Source organism: Streptomyces sp. NPDC001787 (assembly GCF_040297465.1).
Classification (GTDB): Bacteria; Actinomycetota; Actinomycetes; order Streptomycetales; family Streptomycetaceae; genus Streptomyces.
This window is the reverse complement of the sequence record NZ_JBEOZE010000003.1, coordinates 101,384-120,193: the sequence shown is the minus strand read 5'-3', so window position 1 is coordinate 120,193 and position 18,810 is coordinate 101,384. Positions and strand designations below refer to the sequence as shown.

The following is an 18,810-nucleotide window of genomic DNA, read 5'->3' as shown; positions in this document are numbered from 1 at the left end:
GTGCCGGGGTCCGGTGCCGGGCGGGCGAAGAGGGTGGCCGGGGGCGCGCAGGGGGGGTGACACGCCCCCGGCCTGCCGGGCGCGGACCGGTGGTCGGTCGGTCCGTGGTCTTCCGGCGGTACTGGGGTGGGGCCGGGGTGCTGGGGTCCGGCCGTGGTGCCGCGGGGGCCGAGGCCCCGGGGGCTGCCCTCAGAGGTCGAACTCGTGCGGCGGGAGGCCCAGCGCGAAGCACGCGTCCCGCACGACGGCCTGCTCGGACTTGTCGAAGTCGCCGTCGGCGCCGCCGATGACGATGCCGATCTGGATGACGGCACGCGCCTCCGCGGGCTTCTTCTTCGCCTTGGCGATCTCCTGGAGCACGCTGACCTTGCCGAAGGCGAAGTCGGCGGTGAGCTTGTTCACGTAGTCGTTGAAGCGGCGCTGGAGGTCGTCCGCGGGGAAGTTCTGGAGTACGTCGTTGCTCGCGATCAGCGAGGCGACGCGCTGCCGCTCGGACGGGTCGATGGAACCGTCGGCGGCGGCGACCAGGGCGCACATGGCCATGCTGGCGTCACGGAACGCGCCGCTCTTCAGGTCGTTCTTCTTCGCCTCCAGCTGCGTCTGCATCGACGATGCGGATTCCTTGATCCGATCCCACAGGGCCATGACGTCTCCATACGTTGCGGTGCGTTTGCCGTGCATTGCTGTGCACTGCCGGAACCGAGTGGAACTCTACAGACGTGTAGAAGTTAGCAGGGGTGGCACCCCTGTCCCGCACGGGGGGCCGGTCCGCCCGGCCGGGGCCCGTCCGGCCGGGTCCCCCAGGTCGGGGTCCGCCCGGTCGCGGTCCGCCCGGTCGAGGGTCCGTCCGTCGCCCGGCCAACGCCGAACGCCCCGACCACGGGCGGCGTACGGCCCGGTCGAGGCGTTCTGCGGTGCTCTTGCGACGGTGTTCCGCGCGGACGGCCTTCAGTCGCGCGGGTCCCCCACCGGTTCGGGGGTGAGGTCGTCGTGCGAGGACGCCCGGACCTCGGCGGCGGGTGTGCCGGTGGTTGCGGCGGCGGGTCCGGCGGCGGCCTCTTCGGCCACGGGTACGGCCTTGGCCTCGGGACCCGTCACTGCGGCGGTACCGCTCGCGCCACCGCCGCTCTTCTTCTCCCCGTGCCCGCGCATGCTCTGGATCTTCGCCACGACGGGCTGGGTCCAGCGGGCGGTTAGCGGTCCGACGATGACGAGGATCAGGACGTACGCCGTGGCGATCGGCCCGATCCGCGGCTCGGTGGCCACGGCGAGACCGGCGATGACGATCGAGAACTCGCCGCGCGCCACGAGCGTGCCGCCCGCCCGCCAGCGCCCGCGCGAGGCGATTCCGGCCCGCCGGGCCGCGTACCAGCCGGTGAAGATCTTGGTCAGGACGGTGACGACGGCCAGCAGGGCGGCCGGAAGCAGCACCGGCGGGATCTCCGCCGGGTTCGTGGAGAGGCCGAAGAACACGAAGAACACCGCGGCGAACAGGTCGCGCAGCGGTGTCAGCAGCTTGCGCGCGCCCTCCGCGACCTCGCCCGAGAGCGCGATGCCGACGAGGAACGCCCCGACGGCCGCCGAGACCTGGAGCTCCTGGGCCACACCGGCCACCAGGACGGTGAGGCCGAGGACGACGAGGAGCAGCATCTCCGGGTTGTCGGAGGACACCGCCCGGCTGATGAGGCGTCCGTGGCGCAGCGCCAGATACAGGACGAAGCCGACCGTTCCGAGGGCGATGAGCAGGGCGACGCTGCCGCCCGCGAGGCCGGCCCCGGCCAGCATCGCGGTGAGCAGCGGGAGGTAGACGGCCATCGCGAGGTCCTCGATGACGAGGACGCCGAGGATGACGGGGGTCTCGCGGTTGCCGAGCCGTCCCAGGTCGGTCATCACCTTGGCGATCACGCCGGAGGAGGAGATCCAGGTGACCCCGGCGAGCGCGACGGCCCCGACCGGACCCCAGCCGAGGAGCAGAGCGGCGACGGCTCCGGGTGTCGCGTTGAGGAAGAAGTCGACGGCCCCGGACGGGTACTGCGTCTTGAGGCTGGTCACGAGTTCGGAGGCGCTGTATTCGAGCCCCAGCAGGAGCAGCAGCAGGATGACGCCGATCTCGGCGCCGACGGCGGTGAACTCCTCACTGGCGCCGAGCGGCAGCAGGCCGCCTTCACCGAACGCCAGCCCGGCGAGCAGATAGAGCGGGATCGGCGAGAGCCCTATGCGGCCGGCGAACCGGCCGATGATCCCCAGCCCGAGAATGACGGAGCCCAGCTCCACCAGTAGTGCGGTGGTGTCATGCACGGTCAGCCCTCCGCAATGATCTCGGAGAGCGTGTCGACGCCCTCACGCGTACCGACGACGACGAGCGTGTCCCCGATGGCCAGCCGGAAGTCCGGTCCCGGTGACGGGTGCGCGCTGTGTGTCCGCAGCACGGCGACGATGGACGCCCCGGTGCGGGTCCGCGCCCGTGTGTCGCCCAGCAGCCGCCCGCCGTAGGGGGACCGGGCGCCGAGCGGGATGTGCTCGGTGAGGAGGTCGATGCCCTCGGTCCGTACGGCGTCGATGGGGGCGGGATCGATGAGGTGGGCGAGCGCCGTCGCCTCCGCCGTCGTCAGGGGTACCGACAACTGGCATGAATCAGGGTCGTCCTGTTCGTAGAAGCCGATGAACCGCCGTCCGTCGTGGTGGACGACGACGGAGATGTGCTGTCCCGACTCGGTGGTGAAGTCGTACTGAGCACCGACTCCGGGCAGCGACGTGTGACGGGTTCCCATGACTTCCTCCCGAGGTGTGCGGCGGACGACGGCGCACTTGGTGATCTCTTTATCCGGTCATTACCTTATCCGGAGACTTCGGACGTCCCCCGGGCCGCTCGCGACGCCCCGGCCGCGTGTGTCCGGCCGGCCGCCGACACACCCGTGCCCGGCGGTGAGCGGTCGCCGCCGGGCACGGGTACTTGGGGACGGGGATCTGGTCAGTCGGTGATCTCGATCCTGCCGTTGGCCGGGGCCGGCGCCGGTGCGGCGGCCCCGGCCGTCTCCGCGCCCTGGGCGGGTACCTCGGCCTGACCGGCCGTGCGGCCCTTCAGGTTCTGGAGGAGGGCGGCGAAGTCGACGCCGGTGGTGGAGTTGAGGAGCTCCATGCCCTGGGCCACGTTGTCGGTCACCGTACGGGCCAGCTGGCTCGCGCCGTCCGTGGAGATCACGGTCAGCTTGTCGACGGCGCTCAGCGGCTCGGAGGCCTTGGCGACGACCTGGGGCAGGACCTCGACCAGCATCTGGAGCACGGCCGCGTCGCCGTACTGCGCGAACGCGTCGGCCTTCTTCTGCATGGCCTCGGCCTCTGCGGAGCCCTTGGCCGCGATGGCGGCGGCCTCGGCCTCACCCTCGATGCGCACGGCGTCGGCGAGGGCGGAACGGTGCAGCTTCTCGCCCTGACCGGTCAGACGTGAGCGCTCCGCGTCCGCCTCGGCCTCCTTGACCTGGGCGATACGACGGGCCTCGGCCTCCTGCTCCGCCTGGTAGCGGGCGGCGTCGGCGGGCTTGCGGACCTTGGTGTCGAGTTCGCGGTCGGTCAGGGCGGCCTGGCGCTCGGCCACCTTCTCCTGCTCCTGGAGGACTTCCTGCTGACGGGCGGCCTCGGCGAGCGGGCCCGCCGCGTTGGCCTTGGCGGCGGCGGCCTCCGTCTCGGCCTTGATCTCGGCCTGCTTCAGGTTGAAGGTCCGCTCGGCGATGGCGATCTCCTCGGCCGCCTTCAGCCGGGCCTGCTCCGAAGCGCGCCGGGCGATCGCCTCGGCGATGTCGGCCTCCTGCTTGGCGCGGGCGGCCTCGGGCCGGCCGAGGTCCTCCAGGTAGGAGCCCTCGGTGGTGATGTCCTGGATCTGGAAGGCGTCCAGGATGAGGCCCTGGCCGGAGAGGCTGGCCTCGGCCTCCTCCGCGACCTGTCCCGCGAACGCGGCGCGGTCGCGGATGATGTCCTCGACCGACATCCGGCCGACGATGGCGCGCAGCGCACCCGAGAGCACTTCCTGGGTGAAGCCGACGATGCCGTCCTGCTGCTGGAGGAAGCGCTGGGCGGCGGCCCGGATCGCGTCCTCGCTGCCGCCGACCTTGACGATCGCGACGCCTTCGAGGTTGGACTTCACCCCGCGCAGGGTGACGGCCCCGCGCACGGCGATCGGGATGTGGCGGCTGGAGAGGTCGAGCGTGAACTTCTGCTGCACGAACGGCACGACGAAGACGCCGCCGCCGACGACGACCTTCTGGCCGCTGTTGTCCGTGCTGGTGAGGCCGGTCACCGGGTCCGTCGACTTCTTGCCGCGGCGGCCGGTGATGATGAACGCCTCGCTGGGCCCGGCGACCTTGTAGCGCGTGATGACCACGAGGGCGAGCAGGACGAGGAGTACGACGATGCCGATGACGGCGATGACAACTGGGCTCATAAGAGGTGTCCCCCCTGCCTCCCGACGGGGGACGGCAGATCGTTTACAGACAGGTGCGAATGGTGGGCGGCCGGGTGCTGGTCGGCGTGGTCAGCGCTCGACCGGGCGGACCGCGACCGAGGTGGTCGACAGCGCCGCCTCCACCCAGATCTCGGCGCCCCGTTCGACGGGTGCGGCGCTCTTCGCCGCGTACTTCACGGTCTGACCCGCCAGCCGCAGCAGCACCTCGCCGTAGCCGTCGGCCGGGATGGCCGTGACGACGGATCCGGAGGTGCCGACGAGATCCTCGCCGCGCGGTGTCGCGGTGGTCTGATCCCGCATCAGCGTCTGGCTGAACTTCCAGGTCAGCCAGGCGGCGACGAGCCCGGCCAGGACTCCGGCGCCGGTGGCGACGACCGTCCCGCCACCGGTGGTGCCGAGCACGATCGCCCCGCCGAAGCCGAGCATCGAGAGGAATCCCGCGATCACCGGCAGCGAGAGGAGGCCGTCGAACAGGCCGTCCAGTACGCCGCCGAAGAGCCCTTCGAGGACTCCGTCGAAGATCAGGGAGAGCGCGAGAAGGATGATCCCCGCAATGCCGAGACCGAGAAACAAGGTCACGTGATCACTCCCCGATTTTCGATTTCCCCCGATTATTTTCCGTCGAACTGGCTGGATGATCCCATACACGAACGGATCGGGACACTGCCGGGACCCGGCAGTCTTTACGCGGCTTTGATGCCGGACAACTGGTCGGCCAGGGTGTCGAGCGACTGGAAGGTGGCTCCGAGCAGCGCCACGTGCTTCCAGCGCAGGATCCCGTCCGGCCCGATGAGGAAGACCGCGCGGCGGACTCCGATGCCCGGTGCGGCGACCCCGTAGGCCCTGGCGGTCTCCCGGCCCTCGTCGGCCAGCAGCGGCATGCGCAGCCCATGGGTCCGGGCGAACGACTCATGGCTGTCCACACCCTGTGGACTGATTCCCCAGACATCGGCGTCGAGCCCGTCGAAGGTCTCCAGGCCGGAGGAGTACGAGCAGAGCTGCTTGGTGCAGACCGCGGTGTTGTCGCCGGGGTAGAAGGCCAGCACGACGGCCCGGCCCCCGGCGGTGGAGAGACGGTAGTCGGCGCGTGCGAAGGACTCGCCCTCCAGGACTCCTCCCGGAAGGGTGAAGTCCGGTGCGGGGCTGCCGATTTGTGGTCCTGATGCCATGTCGTATCCCTTGTCGAAGGTACGCGGACGATGTCGTTCCCCGTACAGTGAACGGCACTTCCCGCTCAATGACACGTTCGCCCCGTCCGCGGTCCGCCCCGCACCGAATATGGGGTGAGCGGGCGGTGCGGCCCGCGCCCGGATCTGGAGGTACGCGTGGCGCAACGACCGCCGTCGGCAGCGGTGCTCATCCTTCACGGCGGCCATGAGACGGGCGTCGAAGCGCCCCCGCCCGGATTCCTGAACCTCCCCGCCCTGCGCATGCGGCCGTTCTCCCGGGCCGTCTCACGGGCCACCGGCGGCGGGAGCGGCGAGAGGGACCGGGGCGCCGGGGAAGAAGGGGACGCCCGCGGGGGCGAGGGGCGCGGGCCGGTCCTGGTGCGCCAGGTCAGATACGCCCATCGGGGCTGGAACGGCAACCGCGAGGACCCGCTCCATGACGCCGTGAGCGCCCTGGACGCGCTGCGGCGGGAGGCCGGTGACCTCCCGGTGGTTCTCCTCGGCCACTCCATGGGGGCCCGCGCGGCCCTCCGCGCCGCCGATCACTCCCTGGTCCGGGCCGTGGTCGGCCTCGCGCCGTGGTGCCCGCCGGGCGATCCGGTCACCCAGCTCGCGGGCCGTGACGTCGTCCTGCTGCACAGCACCCGGGACCGTGTCACGAGCCCCCAGGCCACCCAGTCGCTCACGGCCCGCGCCCGCCGCGCGGGCGCCCGTACGTGCATGATCACCGTCCGGGGCGGCGATCACGCGATGATCCGCCGGGCCCCGGCCTGGCACCACCTGACGACGGCGCTGGTCACCGGCCTGCTGGGCCTGGCGCCGCTCCCGGGCCCGGTCACGACGGCGCTGGGGCTGCCGCTGCACGCCGAGGCCACCGAGGGGACCCTCGACCTCGACACGCTCCGGGCGGGCCGTGCGCGCCCGGCCGCCGCGAGGCCCCGGCGCTGAGACCTGCCGCACCCCCGGACCCGGGACCAGCGGCCCCCCGGACCCCTGGCTCCCCGGCCCTCCGGATCACGGCCTGCGGGTGTAGTGGCCCAGGAACATGTCGACGCCGCTCGTGATCAGCCGGTCCGTCGCGGCGTCGTCGATCTCCGTGCCGTACGAGCCGAAGACCAGGTGCGGGAAGACCAGGAGCGCGTAGAGCTGGATGACCGCCGTCTCCAGGTCGGGGATGTCCAGGCGGCCCCGGTCCGCCAGGGTGCGCAGGGACTCGGCGACGGCCGGGTGGTGCCCCGCGGGGCCGTGGCCCTGCCAGGCGCCGGCCAGCTCGGGGAAGCGGTGCAGCTCGGCGGCGACGAGGTTGCGCAGGGCGGTGACGTCGGAGTCGCCGCGGACGGCGGCGACCCAGGTGCGGGCCACGTCGACGAGGGCCGGGCGGAGGTCATCGGCGTCGGCCAGTCCGGCGAGCGCCGCCGTGGACGTACCGCCGAGCGGCTCGTCCAGGGCGCCCGCGATGACGGCCGTGAACAGCGCTTCCTTGCTGCCGAAGTGGTTGTAGACCGTCACCTTCGACACACCCGCCTCGGCGGCGATGGTGTCCATGCCGACGCCGAACCCCTCGCGGAGGAAGGCGGTGCGGGCCGCGCTCACGATGGCCTGCCGCTTGGCCTCGGCGCGGGGGCCGCCGGGGGGCTGCTTCGCGTTCATGGGGTCAGGCTAACAGCGGAGTGAACTGAACAGTTGAGTTCATGTGTACCGAACTGTACAGTTCAGTTCATGAGTCCCCACGGAGCCGATCCACCCGTACCCGTCCACGCCCCCGTACCGGACCGTGCCCCTGCCGGTTCCCGGGAGGACCGTCCGCCCGACCGCCTCGATCCGCGCCGCTGGGTGCTGCTCGCGCTCGTCTGCGCCGGTCAGTTCATGCTGGTGCTCGATGTCACCGTGGTGAACGTCGCGCTGCCCGACATGGCCGCCGACCTGCACCTCGGCCGCACCACACTGACCTGGGTGGTCACCGCGTACACGCTCTGCCTCGGCGGGCTGATGCTGCTCGGCGGCCGGCTCACCGACGCGCTCGGTGCCCGGCGCACCCTGCTCGCCGGGCTGGCCGTCTTCACCGCGGCGTCGCTCGCCGCCGGTCTCGCCCAGAACGCCTCCGTGCTGATCGGCGGGCGGATCGCCCAGGGGGTGGGGGCGGCGCTGCTGTCCCCCGCCGCGCTGTCCCTGGTCACCACCACCTTCCGCGGCGAGGAGCGGAACAGGGCGCTGGGGGTGTGGGCGGCGATCGGCGGGACCGGTTCGGCGCTGGGCGTCCTGCTCGGCGGGGCGCTGACCGCCGGTCCGGGGTGGAGCTGGGTGTTCTTCGTCAATGTCCCGGTCGGACTGGTCCTGCTGGTCGCCGTGCCCCTGATCGTGCCGCCGGGTGTGCCGCGGGCCGGTGCCCGGCTCGATGTGCCCGGGGCGCTGCTGGTCACCGCCGGTACGGGTTCGCTGATCTACGGTCTGGTCAAGGCGGGGGACACGGGGTGGGGTTCGGCCGCCGCGCTGCTGCCGTTGCTCGGCGCGGTGTCGCTGTACGCGGGGTTCGCGCTGGTCGAGCGGGTGGCGAAGGCTCCCCTGATGGACCTGCGGATGTTCACCCGGCGGCCGGTCCTGGCGGGGGCGTTCCTGATGCTGATCGCCACGGGGCTGCTGATCTCGTACTTCTTCCTGGGCTCGGTGTACCTCCAGCATGTGCGGGGTCTGGGCCCGATGCGGACCGGGCTGGTCTTTCTGCCGGTGGCCGTCGCCGTGGGCATCGGCGCCCATCTGGGCTCCCGGCTCGTGGGGCGGATCGGCAGCCGGGCGACGGCCGTGGGCGGCATGGTGATCGCCGCAGCCGGTTCCGTACCGCTGACGGGGCTCGGCCAGGGCGGCAGCGTGTACGGGGCACTGCTGCCGGGGCTCGTCGTGGCCTCGCTCGGGATCGGGGCGGTGTTCGTCACCGCCACCACCACCGCGCTGGCGATGGTCGGGCATCACGAGGCGGGGCTCGCTTCCGGGGTCGTGAACACCTTCCACGAGATGGGCGGTTCGATCGGGGTGGCGGTCGTCTCGACGGTCGCGGCGGCCGGCATCGGGGCGGCACGTGTCGACGGGGGTGCGGCGGCCTCGTTCGGTGACGCGTTCACCGTCTGCGCCGTGGCGGCGGCTGCGAGCGCGCTGGTGGCGCTGGTGCTCGTACCGCGCGGGAAGCCGCAGTCGGCCGGCGGGCCGCACGTGCACTGAGGGCCGTGGCCGTGGCCGTGTCTGCGGCAGTGACTGCGGCTGCGGCAGTGATTGCGGCTGCGGCTGGGGCTGGGGATGCGGGACGGGAGGCGGCGGCCGACGATGAAAGACCGGTGGCCGACGACGGCAGGAGGCCCTCTTGCAGGCCGAACCGTACGACGACGACGTGCCGGTGCCCTTGGACCCCACGCCGCTCGCCGCCCTGTTCGGTGGCAGTGCGGCCGGGGTGGGCGTTCTCGACCCCGGACTGCGCTACCTCTACGTCAATCCGGCACTCGAACGGATCAACGGCCTCCCCGCCGCCGCCCATCTCGGCCGGACCCCCGCCGAACTGCTGCCGGAGCTGGGCGTGCACGGGGACCTGATGCACCGCGTGCTCGACGACGGGAGGCCCCGCGAGACCACCCTCAGCGGGCACACCTGGGCGGCCTCGCCGCTGGAGCGGCGGTACTGGCACTCCGCGTTCCACCGGCTGGAGAACGGCGGCCGGGTCCAGGGGCTGGTCGCGATCATCCTGGAGATCACCGACTACATGCGGCAGCAGGAGGAGCTGGAACACGCCCGGCGCCGGCTGGCCCTCCTGGACACCGCCGCCGTCAGCATCGGCACCACGCTGGACATGGACACCACCTGCCGCGAACTCGCCGGCTTCGTCGTCCCCGCACTGGCCGACATCGCCGCCGTGGAGGTCTTCCCGCCGGACATCGGGCACGAGGTGCGGCGCGCGGCCCCCGGGGTGCTGCGGCTGCGGCGGGCCGGGCTGGCGGCGGCGGGCGAACTCGCGGAACAGATGGAGCGGTTCGGGCACCTGGGGGAGTACATCGACTACAAGGAGGAGACGGGCGTGGCCCGTTGCCTGGCGACCGGTCAGCCGGTGGCCGAGAACCGGGACGACACCGGCGAGTTCCTCGGCGCGCTGCTGGTGGACGACTTCCGCGCCGCCTACCGTGCGCTCGGCCTGCGCGGGGCGGCAGCCGTGCCGCTCACGGCGCGCGGCCGTCCGCTGGGTGTCCTGAATCTGGTGCGGGCCGGGGACTCGCCCGCCTTCAGCGACGACGACCTCGTCGTCGCGCGGGAACTGGCGGACCGCGCCGCCGTCGACCTCGACCACGCCCGCCGTTACGCCCATGAGCACAGCGTCGCCCGGGAGCTCCAGCGTTCCCTGCTCTCCGAGCCCCGCGGCCCGCACTCCCATGTCGAGGTCGCCACCCGGTACCGGCCCGCCGAGCGCGGGGTCCTGGTGGGGGGCGACTGGTTCGACGTCGTACCGCTGCGGGACGGGCGCCATCTGAAGGCGATGGGCGATGTCATGGGCCACGGGGTGGAGGCGGCCGTCGCCATGAGCCAGTACCGCTCGCTGCTGCGGCTGCTGGCCGATGACGATCTGCCGCCGCACCTCATTCTGGAGCAGCTCGACGTGATGGTCGAACGGTCCGGCCTCGACCGGGCGGCGACGTGTCTGCTCGCGGTCGTCGACCGGATGGGCGGGAACTGCGAGGTGGCCAGCGCGGGCCATCTGCCGCCGGTGTTCATCGAGCCGGGGGCGGCCGGGGCGCGGGTGGTCCGGGTGCCGGTGGGGCCGCCGCTCGGCACCGGGTTCGGGGGGTACCGGACCGCATCGGTGCCGTGCGGGCCGGGCACGGTGCTGTTCATGTACACCGACGGTCTGGTGGAGCGCCGGGGCGAGGACATCGATGTGTCCGTGGGGCGCCTGGCCGGGCTGACGCTGCCGGTGAGCGGGCGGCTCGAAGACCTGCTGGACGATGTCCTGGACCGCTTCGGGGAGGGCGCGGAGGACGACATCGCGGTCCTCGCCTCGCGCATTCGGGAGGGTGCGCTGCCGGGCCGGTGAAGGGGCGTTGTCAGTGCCCGGTGCGAGGATGCGGGACATGGAAACCCGCACCGAGGAACGCACCGAAGCCCGGGCCGGGGCGCGCACCGACTCCCTCGCGGAGTCCCGTGCGGAGCCCCCGGCGGAAGCCGCTACCGCCCCCCTGCTCCTGGCCGACATCGAGGCCGCCATCCGCGCCAGTTGGGACGCCGGCACCACGACGCCGGCGCACCGGGACGCCTGGAGCCCGGACAACCCGGCCCGCGACCAGTGCGGGGTGACCGCCATGGTGGTCAACGACCTCCTCGGCGGTGAGCTGATCCGCGGCGAGGTGCACGTGGACGGCCGGCAGACGGACTTCCACTGGTGGAACCGGTTCGGGGCGGGGGTCGATATCGACCTCACCCGCGAGCAGTTCGGCCCGCACGAGACCGTCTCCGGCGGCACGGTGATCCCGAGGCCCGCCGAGTTCGTCCGGCTCCGCGAGGAGTACGAACTGCTCGCCCGCCGGGTGCGGGAGCGCCTCGGACTGGACTGAGGGGCAGCCGGGGTCAGCCCAGTTCCAGGCTGGTGATGCCGTACAACCCCGACCGGTCGATGACCGGCTCCGGTCCGGTGTACATACGGGCGGTGTCGAACGACGGCGTCAGGCCCAGCTGTTCCGCCAGCCGCATCGCCACGGGGTTGATGTCGGGGACGTCGATCGCCACGGGGGTGCCCGGCGCGGTGGCCGCGAGCGCGCTCACGAGCGCGGCGGCCACCTCCGGCGACGCGGCGTACAGCGGGCCGATGCGGGAGGCGGCCCGGCAGGGGCGGCGGACGGCCAGGCCCTGGAGTTCCCCGTCGCGTACGGCGGCCAGCGCGGCGTGCCCGGCGGTCGCGATCCAGGGCGCCAGGAAGCTGTCCCGGGCGGCCGGGAAGAACCGCCGGTCGTACGCGGCGAGTTGTCCGAAGGGCAGGGTGCGGGCATCGGTCAGGGTGACACCCGGCGGCGCGGGGATGTCCGTGGGCGGCACGCCCTCGTAGCGCGCGTTGCTCCAGCAGGAACGGAAGCCGGACCTGCGGTAGTTGTCCTGCTGGGCCGGTACGCCGTCCAGCCCGACCGTGCGCCCGGAGAGACGGGCCATCCCGGCCCGCCAGACCTGGATCCCGTAGCCCTGTCCCCGCAGCGGGGGACGGGTCAGATACATGCCCAGGAAGCCGAAGCCGTCGCCGTAGCGCACGACCGAGACGGAGGAGACGGGCGCGCCGTCGAGGCGTCCGGTCAGGAAGCCGCAGGGGTCCGCGGCGAAGAAGGTCCCGCTGTCGGTGAGCCCCGGGTTCCAGCCCTCGTCATGGGCCCACGCGGCCAGGGTCGTCATGTCGTCGGCGCTCGCGGTGGTGATCTCGAAAGTCGGCACGGACCAGACGTACCCCGTCCGGGAGCCGTTCAGCGCTCGTGCCGACGGCCCGTCCGGAGGGGGTACGGACAGGGGGCCCGGTCAGCCGAAGGCGTAGGCCGCGGCGGTGGCCGCGCCCAGTGCCGCGCCCGCCACGACCTGCGCGACCGAGTGGTACCGCAGGGCCACCCGGGACCAGCACACGGCCGCGGTCAGCGGGCCGGCCGCCAGCCACCACGGGGAGTGCACCGCGGCGAGCAGGGCGACCACCGCCGAGGCGACCGCGGCGTCCACCGAGATCTTCCAGACGGTGTTGACGGTCAGCAGGACGACCGTCATCACCCACAGGGCGAGCATCGCGAGGAGGATCCCCGTGGGCGCGTGCCCCAGCACCATCACCAGGGAGCCGGCGCCGATGGAGCCGAGGATGACGAAGAAGATCGGGGCGCGTTTGGTGCGGTCGACGACATGGCGGTCGCCCCAGGTGCCCCGCTTGCGCTCCCATTCGATGTAGCCCGCGGGGACGATCCCGGCGCAGAGCGCGCCGAGGAAGCCCCAGAGCAGTCCGGTCCAGTCGCCCGCGGCGGCCAGCCCGACGCCGAGCATGCCGGCCAGCAGGGTGTTGCGGGGCTGGAGCGCGTCGGTGACGGCGCGGGCCGCGGAGGCCGAGGCGGTCGCCGGGGGCGGCGGGGCGACGGGGTCCGGCGGGGTGCCGGTGGGGTCCGAGGGGGCCGTCGCCCGCGTTCCGGCACTGTTCCCGGTGGTGCTGTTCATGCTGTCCTCGCTGCCTTTCCCTGCTCCGGTGCGGATTTCGCCGATACTCCCGCGGACGGCAGGAGCCTGCGGACACGTGCTTCGGTGACCGTCCGGCAGGCGTCGGCGACCCGCACCAGCCGGGCCACCTCGCCGTCCTGGTCGGTGGCCGTCTCCCCGTCCTGCCCGGCGGTGTGCTGGGCCGCCACCGCCGCGGCGGGCCCGGCGGGCGCCCCGGACGCCTTGGCGGCGAGCGCGGCCCTGATCCAGTAGGCGTCGGTCAGCGGGCCCGTCCGGCGCGGGTCCCGGGTGTCCTCGGCCGCCGCCCGCGCGGCGGCCGGGAGCAGACCGTCGGGCACGTAGTGCCGCAACTTCTCTACCGCGTCCGCGATATCGGCGGCCCACCGGTCGATCCGGAGGTCCGCGGGGGTGTCGAACCGGGTCAGCTCACGGGCCAGCGACCGGGGCGGGTCGAAGGGCTGGTCGGGGAAGGCGGCCATCAACTCGTACCAGAGCGCGTGCAGTTTCACCTGGGCCCGCCACAGCTTCGCCCGGTGCGCGCCCTTGCTGAAGGCCGGGATCGAGGCGCCGACCGCGAAGAACGCGAACAGCACCAGCTGCGCCGCCTCGGTGATCTGGTCGAACCGCAGGGCGAAGTCCTCGCCCGGCCGGTCCACCACGCTGACCCACAGGAACAGGGTCCGGCTGACGGTGTAGCCGACGCCGATGAACATCGCGAAGGTCATCATCCCCAGGCCCACACGGAGATGGCGCAGCCGCGCGTCGGCGGTGGCCAGGGCCCACTGGTACGCGCACACGGCGGAGGCGGCACCCAGGTAGAGGTAGAAGACGCTCATGTAGAGCGTGGCTCCCCACTGTCCCGCGTGGTCGGAGACGAAGCGGTCCGAGGGTACGGAGCGGTCGACGACGGTGAAGAAGAGCACGGTCAGCAGGATCAGTGTCGCCACGGACGCCTTGGCCGCGATCTGCTGGACGAGGCGGGCGAACCGGACGTGCCGGGGGACGCCGTCCGCGTCGGGGTAGCGGCCGTAGATGGCGACGATGTAGCTGAGGATGGCCAGAATCGCGATGGTCGCCGTGTAGTGCTTGATGAGTACGGCGAGGTCGGTCACGGCGCTGTTGTTGAGGCCGATGCGGACGGCCCGGGTCTTGGTCCACAGGGCGACGGCGAATCCGGCGTAGCAGCCCCACAGGGCCCGTCGGCGTTTGTCTTCCTCGTCGCCCCACAGGGCCGCGGGCATGCGCCACAGGGCAACGGCCGTCATCAGGCCGGCTATCAGGTAGCCGGCGAGATCGAGGGGGGTCACGGCGGTCTTCGTTCCTCGGGGTCGGGGGTGGGTTTCGGGGCGGTGCCCAGGGCACGAGGGCCGGGCACGAGGGGCCGGGCGTGGGGGGTCTCGCGCGGGGATCACGGACGTCAGGCGGCGATGGCACGTGTCACTGGTGTCAGGGATGCGGTGTCATGTGCCGTCCGGGCGTCGGAACAGGCCGCGGCGGCGGTGCGCCACGGGGCGGGACAGGGAGTTGGCCAGCCGCCCCACCATGTCATCGGTGGTCATGTCCCTGGCCATCCGGGGGATCAGCGAGGCACCGAATTCGGCCATGCGCTCGTCATGGGTGTCGTACTGGGCACGGGCCTGGACCGTGCTGCCGTCCGCCCCGAACGCGTCGGCGACCGCGGGCGAGACCATCCGGGCGATCAGCGAGGTGTCGAAGACCGGGAGAAGCGTGCGGAGCTGGTCCGCGGAGAGCGTGGTTCCGTGGTCGAACCACTCGTGGCACAGCTCGTGCAGGATGACGTGCTGGGTCTGGTACGCGGACGGCCGCCGCCGGTAGAGCACGAAGCTGGTGTCGCCCGCCTTCAGGCGCAGTCCGCAGGCGGCGTTGACACGTGCCAGACGGTCCGGCATCTCGTGCAGACGGATGCTTCGGCCGCGCGCCGCCTCCATGTTCGCCACCAGCTGCGGCAGGGAGAAGGGGACCGGGATGGGCAGGTCGGCCAGCCCCGACTCGCACTCCTTGCGCAGCTCGCGCAGAGACATGGCGCTCCCGCCGCCTACGCTGCGGGGCCGGGACCGGGACCGCCGGTGCCGGCACCGGTATCCCCGTGGCCGGGGGCCGTGTCCCGGCTCCTGGTGGCGTCCTCCAGCAGGGACAGCGCGAACTGCAGCAGCTCCGGGGAGAGCCCGTCGTCGCCGATCCCCCGTCCCGCCAGCCCGCTGATCTCCCCCGTACGCCGCTTGGCGAGGAACTGCAGCCCGGCCACGACGTCGTCGACGACGTCGGACTCCTCCTTGAAGAAGTGCCAGTCCACGCCGAACCCCAGGCCGAGCGCCTTGAGGATCTCCTCGGAGGGCTGGGTGACCTTGCCGGCGAGGATGTTGGAGAAGTAGCTGTGCGAGAGCGACCCGCCGCGCTCCTTGACCAGCTCCGCGAAGACCCGGCCCGAGATCTTCTGGCCGGGGAAGGTCTTCTCGATCATGTATTCGACCTTCTGGCGCAATGACTTCAGTTCCGGCGTGCGCTCTTCACCGTTGTCCATTGCCATCCGGGCCCCCACGATCACGTCCGCCGCAGGGCGCTCGGTCGTGCGCCGCGCGGTGTTCGATTCGGTCAACGGGCTCGTACTGTAACCAACCCCGACAGGGATCCCGCAGCGTGGGTGACGAAGCGGACCAATCCACTCCGGAGCCGGAAGTGAGCTTGCGCAAACACTCTACGTCACTGTTAACTCGAAAAAACATGGGCAGGGGACCACGAGGGGAGTCCCTTGCCCATGATTCTTCGGGGGTGTCGGCGCACATGCGCGGCGAGTGCGGCGCGGCGCCCCGGTGACGCGCGCTCCCTCTCCGGGAAGCGCGTCGGCGCGGGATATCCGGATTCTTGAACTCCGTTTGTTCCGGCCGGACATGGGTGTAGCCCTTCACGACGGGGGATGCGTGAAGGGCTACGCGTGCATTATGACCCTTACTTCACCTGGCGACAACTGACCGGTCGGTCAGCTGTGTTGAACCGGCCTCCGCCCGTCCCGCCCCCGGCGCGGGAAATCTGTTCCGGCCGCGATAGACATGGCGTTCTCGTACGATTAGGGTTTCTTGTGCGGTCAAGCTAAAACAGTGGTACGCGGCAGTGGGACACCCTGGAGGCGTACGACGCCGGGGCCCCTGTCATGTGCGGCAGAACATGTGTGACAGAAGAGGTGCAGATGCCCCCGGAAACCCCCTCGCACGCCACCGATCGGCTCGATGACGACGACTACCCCGCGTACACCATGGGGCGCGCCGCGGAGATGATCGGTGCGACACCGGGTTTCCTGCGGGCGATCGGCGAGGCCCGCCTGATCACCCCGCTGCGTTCCGAGGGCGGCCACCGCCGCTACTCCCGCTACCAGCTGCGCATCGCCGCCCGCGCCCGTGAGCTGGTCGACGCCGGGACGCCGATCGAGGCCGCCTGCCGCATCGTCATCCTGGAGGACCAGCTCGAAGAGGCGCTGCGCCTCAACGCGGAGCTGCGGCGGCCGGCCGGCTCCTGAACATATCTGCATTCGCGAGCACAGGATTTTGTGCAATGCGCGGGGAGGGTTTATGTTCCGCGCGGCGGAGTGATATTACGTACAGCCCTCTTCCCCTCGCATCGTGCTACGGTTGATCTCAGTTGCAGTTGTGGTTCCCAAAAACTTCAAGTGCTCTCGCCGGTTCTGTACCGGTGGGTGCGCTTTTGTATTTCCGGTGCTTTCCGGACGGGGTAATCATCGCGGCGACGTGGGGCTCGCACAGTGTGGGCCCACGGGCACTGCCCCGAAGGAGATATGACATGGCTACTGGCACCGTGAAGTGGTTCAACGCGGAAAAGGGCTTCGGATTCATCGAGCAGGACGGCGGCGGCGCCGACGTCTTCGCCCACTACTCGAACATCGCCGCCCAGGGCTTCCGTGAGCTCCAGGAAGGCCAGAAGGTGAACTTCGACGTCACGCAGGGCCAGAAGGGCCCGCAGGCCGAGAACATCACCCCCGCCTGATCACTCAGGTTGTACTGCGCAGCTGGGGCCCGCACCTTGGGGTGCGGGCCCCGGCTCGTTGTCGTTTCCGGGGTACGCCTGGCGCGTCCCCGGCCGAAGCCATGTCCGGTGCGGTGATTCCCGGCGGCAGGGCTTCGTTTTCTTTTGTCATTTCATCGGCTCGTTCTTGCGATTCTGGGTGCTCTTTTCGGGCTCCCGCACAAAAAGAATCCCTCGATACGTGCCCCACATCGAGGAAAGGTTCTGCATGAACCGCGAACGTGCACCCCGCACGAACGACCGATATTCCCGGACCCGCTCGGGCGGATCCACCGGCAGCCGCACGGGAGGTGCGCCCAGGTACTCCGGCGGCGCGCCGCAGCGTTCCGGCGGCGGACCGAAGCGTTCCGGTGGTTATGGCCGCCGGCCCGCCGCGAAGCAGGGGGAATTCGCCCTGCCGGTCACCATCACCCCGGCGCTGCCCGCCGCGGCAGCCTTCGACGAGCTGGACATGCCGGCCGCGCTCAAGGCGGCGCTCGTCGCCGAGGGCATGACGGTCCCGTTCCCCATCCAGGCGGCCACCCTGCCGAACTCGCTGGCCGGCCGGGACGTCCTGGGCCGCGGCCGGACCGGATCGGGCAAGACGCTCGCCTTCGGCCTGGCCCTGCTGGCCCGTACCGAGGGCCGGCGTGCCGACGCCCGCCGCCCGCTGGCGCTGGTCCTCGTCCCCACCCGGGAACTGGCCCAGCAGGTCACCGACGCGCTGACCCCGTACGCCCGCTCGCTCAAGCTGCGCCTCGCCACCGTCGTCGGCGGCATGTCGATCGGCCGGCAGGCCAGCGCGCTGCGCGGCGGCGCGGAAGTCGTGGTCGCCACCCCGGGGCGGCTCAAGGACCTCATCGAGCGCGGTGACTGCCGGCTGGACCGGGTCACGATCACCGTTCTCGACGAGGCCGACCAGATGGCCGACATGGGCTTCATGCCCCAGGTCACCGAGCTGCTCGACCAGGTGAATCCGGAGGGGCAGCGGATGCTCTTCTCGGCCACGCTCGACCGCAACGTCGACCTCCTGGTCCGCCGCTACCTGCACGACCCGGTCGTCCACTCCGTGGACCCCGCGGCCGGGGCCGTGACGACGATGGAGCACCACGTGCTCTACGTCCAGGGCTCCGACAAGTACGCCACGACCACGGAGATCGCGGCCCGCGACGGCCGCGTCATCATGTTCCTGGACACCAAGCACGCCGTGGACAAGCTGACCGACCACCTGCTGCACAGCGGTGTCCGGGCGGCCGCGCTGCACGGCGGCAAGTCGCAGCCGCAGCGCACCCGCACCCTGGAGCGGTTCAAGACCGGGCACGTCACGGTCCTGGTCGCCACGAACGTCGCCGCCCGCGGAATCCACGTCGACAACCTCGACCTCGTCGTGAACGTCGACCCGCCCAGCGACCACAAGGACTACCTGCACCGCGGCGGCCGTACCGCCCGCGCCGGGGAGTCGGGCAGCGTCGTCACGCTCGTCCTGCCGAACCAGCGCCGCGACATGACGCGCCTGATGGCCGATGCCGGGATCACCCCGCAGGTGGCCCAGGTCCGCTCCGGTGAGGCCGAGCTGAGCCGGATCACGGGTGCGCAGGCGCCCTCGGGTGTCCCCGTCGTCATCACCGCACCGCCGAAGGAGCGCTCCAGGAGCGGCGGCGGCGCGTTCATGGGCCGCGGCACCAAGCGCGGCGGCGGCGCCCCCTCGCGGGGACGCCGTCCGGGCCAGCCCACCCCGGAGGCGCGGGCCGCCGCCGCGCAGCGCCGGAACAACCGCGCCGCGTAGCGGGCGGGGCCGCGCGGGCGGCCGGGCGAGGGCGCGGCCGGTACGGGACCGGGCCGGCGGGGACGGGCGGGACCCGGCCGTTCCCGCCGATGGCTTCCTGCCATCGGGTGCGATGGGTTTCGTACCGCTGCCTTCTCCTGGCAGTCTCGTACCGGCAGTCTCGT

General features: G+C 71.9%; 19 protein-coding genes. 7 read left to right on the top strand and 12 right to left on the bottom strand.

Annotated features, from left to right (window positions below; all coding sequences use genetic code 11):
• Nucleotides 1-189 precede the first annotated feature (189 nt).
• The 6 genes from ABT170_RS05515 to ABT170_RS05490 all read right to left on the bottom strand — a co-directional run bounded on the left by ABT170_RS05515 (nucleotide 190) and on the right by ABT170_RS05490 (nucleotide 5,628).
• Entirely contained in the window at nucleotides 190-645 is a 456-nt protein-coding gene (locus ABT170_RS05515; protein WP_329944606.1) for a tellurite resistance TerB family protein, read from the bottom strand.
• A gap of 303 nt (nucleotides 646-948) precedes the next feature.
• Complete coding sequence (locus ABT170_RS05510) at nucleotides 949-2,298, bottom strand: cation:proton antiporter (protein ID WP_351864273.1); 1,350 nt, start codon at nucleotides 2,296-2,298, stop codon at nucleotides 949-951.
• A 2-nt stretch (nucleotides 2,299-2,300) separates the two neighbouring features.
• Nucleotides 2,301-2,771, bottom strand: a complete 471-nt coding sequence (locus ABT170_RS05505) for a cation:proton antiporter regulatory subunit (RefSeq protein WP_266922297.1) — start codon at nucleotides 2,769-2,771, stop codon at nucleotides 2,301-2,303.
• 200 nt (nucleotides 2,772-2,971) lie between these two features.
• The gene (locus tag ABT170_RS05500) at nucleotides 2,972-4,438 is read right to left on the bottom strand and encodes a flotillin family protein (RefSeq protein WP_329944604.1); all 1,467 of its coding nucleotides are present in this window, start codon (nucleotides 4,436-4,438) and stop codon (nucleotides 2,972-2,974) included.
• A gap of 90 nt (nucleotides 4,439-4,528) precedes the next feature.
• Nucleotides 4,529-5,038, bottom strand: coding sequence for an NfeD C-terminal domain-containing protein (locus tag ABT170_RS05495; RefSeq protein WP_351864269.1), 510 nt, complete (start codon nucleotides 5,036-5,038; stop codon nucleotides 4,529-4,531).
• Nucleotides 5,039-5,142: 104 nt separating this feature from the next.
• Complete coding sequence (locus tag ABT170_RS05490) at nucleotides 5,143-5,628, bottom strand: peroxiredoxin family protein (RefSeq protein ID WP_351864266.1); 486 nt, start codon at nucleotides 5,626-5,628, stop codon at nucleotides 5,143-5,145.
• A gap of 156 nt (nucleotides 5,629-5,784) precedes the next feature.
• Between ABT170_RS05490 and ABT170_RS05485 the strand changes: the two genes are divergently transcribed.
• The gene (locus ABT170_RS05485; protein ID WP_329944601.1) at nucleotides 5,785-6,576 is read left to right on the top strand and encodes an alpha/beta hydrolase; all 792 of its coding nucleotides are present in this window, start codon (nucleotides 5,785-5,787) and stop codon (nucleotides 6,574-6,576) included.
• Between the two features lie 66 nt (nucleotides 6,577-6,642).
• Here the strand turns inward: ABT170_RS05485 and ABT170_RS05480 are convergent, their stop codons facing one another.
• Nucleotides 6,643-7,278 carry a TetR/AcrR family transcriptional regulator gene (locus ABT170_RS05480; RefSeq protein WP_351864262.1) on the bottom strand — a complete coding sequence of 212 codons (636 nt, stop codon included), beginning with the start codon at nucleotides 7,276-7,278 and terminating at the stop codon, nucleotides 6,643-6,645.
• Nucleotides 7,279-7,347: 69 nt separating this feature from the next.
• Here ABT170_RS05480 and ABT170_RS05475 point away from each other — a divergent pair, with 69 nt between their 5' ends.
• From ABT170_RS05475 to ABT170_RS05465, 3 genes are all read left to right on the top strand, one after another.
• A complete protein-coding gene (locus ABT170_RS05475) occupies nucleotides 7,348-8,841 on the top strand; it encodes an MFS transporter (protein ID WP_351864259.1) in 1,494 nt (497 codons plus the stop codon).
• 139 nt (nucleotides 8,842-8,980) lie between these two features.
• Nucleotides 8,981-10,693, top strand: coding sequence for a SpoIIE family protein phosphatase (locus ABT170_RS05470; RefSeq protein WP_329944598.1), 1,713 nt, complete (start codon nucleotides 8,981-8,983; stop codon nucleotides 10,691-10,693).
• A gap of 37 nt (nucleotides 10,694-10,730) precedes the next feature.
• On the top strand, nucleotides 10,731-11,210 hold the full coding sequence (locus ABT170_RS05465) for a YunG family protein (protein ID WP_329944597.1): 480 nt from the start codon (nucleotides 10,731-10,733) through the stop codon (nucleotides 11,208-11,210).
• Nucleotides 11,211-11,223: 13 nt separating this feature from the next.
• On the opposite strand, the gene ABT170_RS05460 is transcribed toward ABT170_RS05465, so the two are convergent.
• The 5 genes from ABT170_RS05460 to ABT170_RS05440 all read right to left on the bottom strand — a co-directional run bounded on the left by ABT170_RS05460 (nucleotide 11,224) and on the right by ABT170_RS05440 (nucleotide 15,367).
• Nucleotides 11,224-12,072: a GNAT family N-acetyltransferase gene (locus ABT170_RS05460; protein ID WP_351864255.1), complete on the bottom strand. Its 849-nt coding sequence runs from the start codon at nucleotides 12,070-12,072 to the stop codon at nucleotides 11,224-11,226.
• 81 nt (nucleotides 12,073-12,153) lie between these two features.
• Nucleotides 12,154-12,825, bottom strand: a complete 672-nt coding sequence (locus ABT170_RS05455) for a hypothetical protein (protein ID WP_502970476.1) — start codon at nucleotides 12,823-12,825, stop codon at nucleotides 12,154-12,156.
• On the bottom strand, nucleotides 12,822-14,132 hold the full coding sequence (locus tag ABT170_RS05450) for an MAB_1171c family putative transporter (protein WP_329944595.1): 1,311 nt from the start codon (nucleotides 14,130-14,132) through the stop codon (nucleotides 12,822-12,824). The genes ABT170_RS05455 and ABT170_RS05450 overlap by 4 nt, the downstream gene beginning before the upstream one ends.
• Nucleotides 14,133-14,285: 153 nt before the next feature.
• A complete protein-coding gene (locus ABT170_RS05445) occupies nucleotides 14,286-14,867 on the bottom strand; it encodes a toxin (RefSeq protein WP_329944594.1) in 582 nt (193 codons plus the stop codon).
• Between the two features lie 14 nt (nucleotides 14,868-14,881).
• The gene (locus ABT170_RS05440; protein ID WP_329944933.1) at nucleotides 14,882-15,367 is read right to left on the bottom strand and encodes a hypothetical protein; all 486 of its coding nucleotides are present in this window, start codon (nucleotides 15,365-15,367) and stop codon (nucleotides 14,882-14,884) included.
• Between the two features lie 663 nt (nucleotides 15,368-16,030).
• Here ABT170_RS05440 and ABT170_RS05435 point away from each other — a divergent pair.
• The 3 genes from ABT170_RS05435 (at nucleotide 16,031) to ABT170_RS05425 (ending at nucleotide 18,646) form a co-directional block, all read left to right on the top strand.
• Nucleotides 16,031-16,357 (top strand): MerR family transcriptional regulator, encoded by a 327-nt coding sequence (locus tag ABT170_RS05435; protein ID WP_329944593.1) that lies wholly within the window; start codon nucleotides 16,031-16,033, stop codon nucleotides 16,355-16,357.
• Between the two features lie 281 nt (nucleotides 16,358-16,638).
• On the top strand, nucleotides 16,639-16,842 hold the full coding sequence (locus ABT170_RS05430; protein WP_069572018.1) for a cold-shock protein: 204 nt from the start codon (nucleotides 16,639-16,641) through the stop codon (nucleotides 16,840-16,842).
• A gap of 247 nt (nucleotides 16,843-17,089) precedes the next feature.
• Nucleotides 17,090-18,646, top strand: a complete 1,557-nt coding sequence (locus ABT170_RS05425; RefSeq protein ID WP_329944592.1) for a DEAD/DEAH box helicase — start codon at nucleotides 17,090-17,092, stop codon at nucleotides 18,644-18,646.
• The last annotated feature ends 164 nt before the right edge of the window (nucleotides 18,647-18,810 follow it).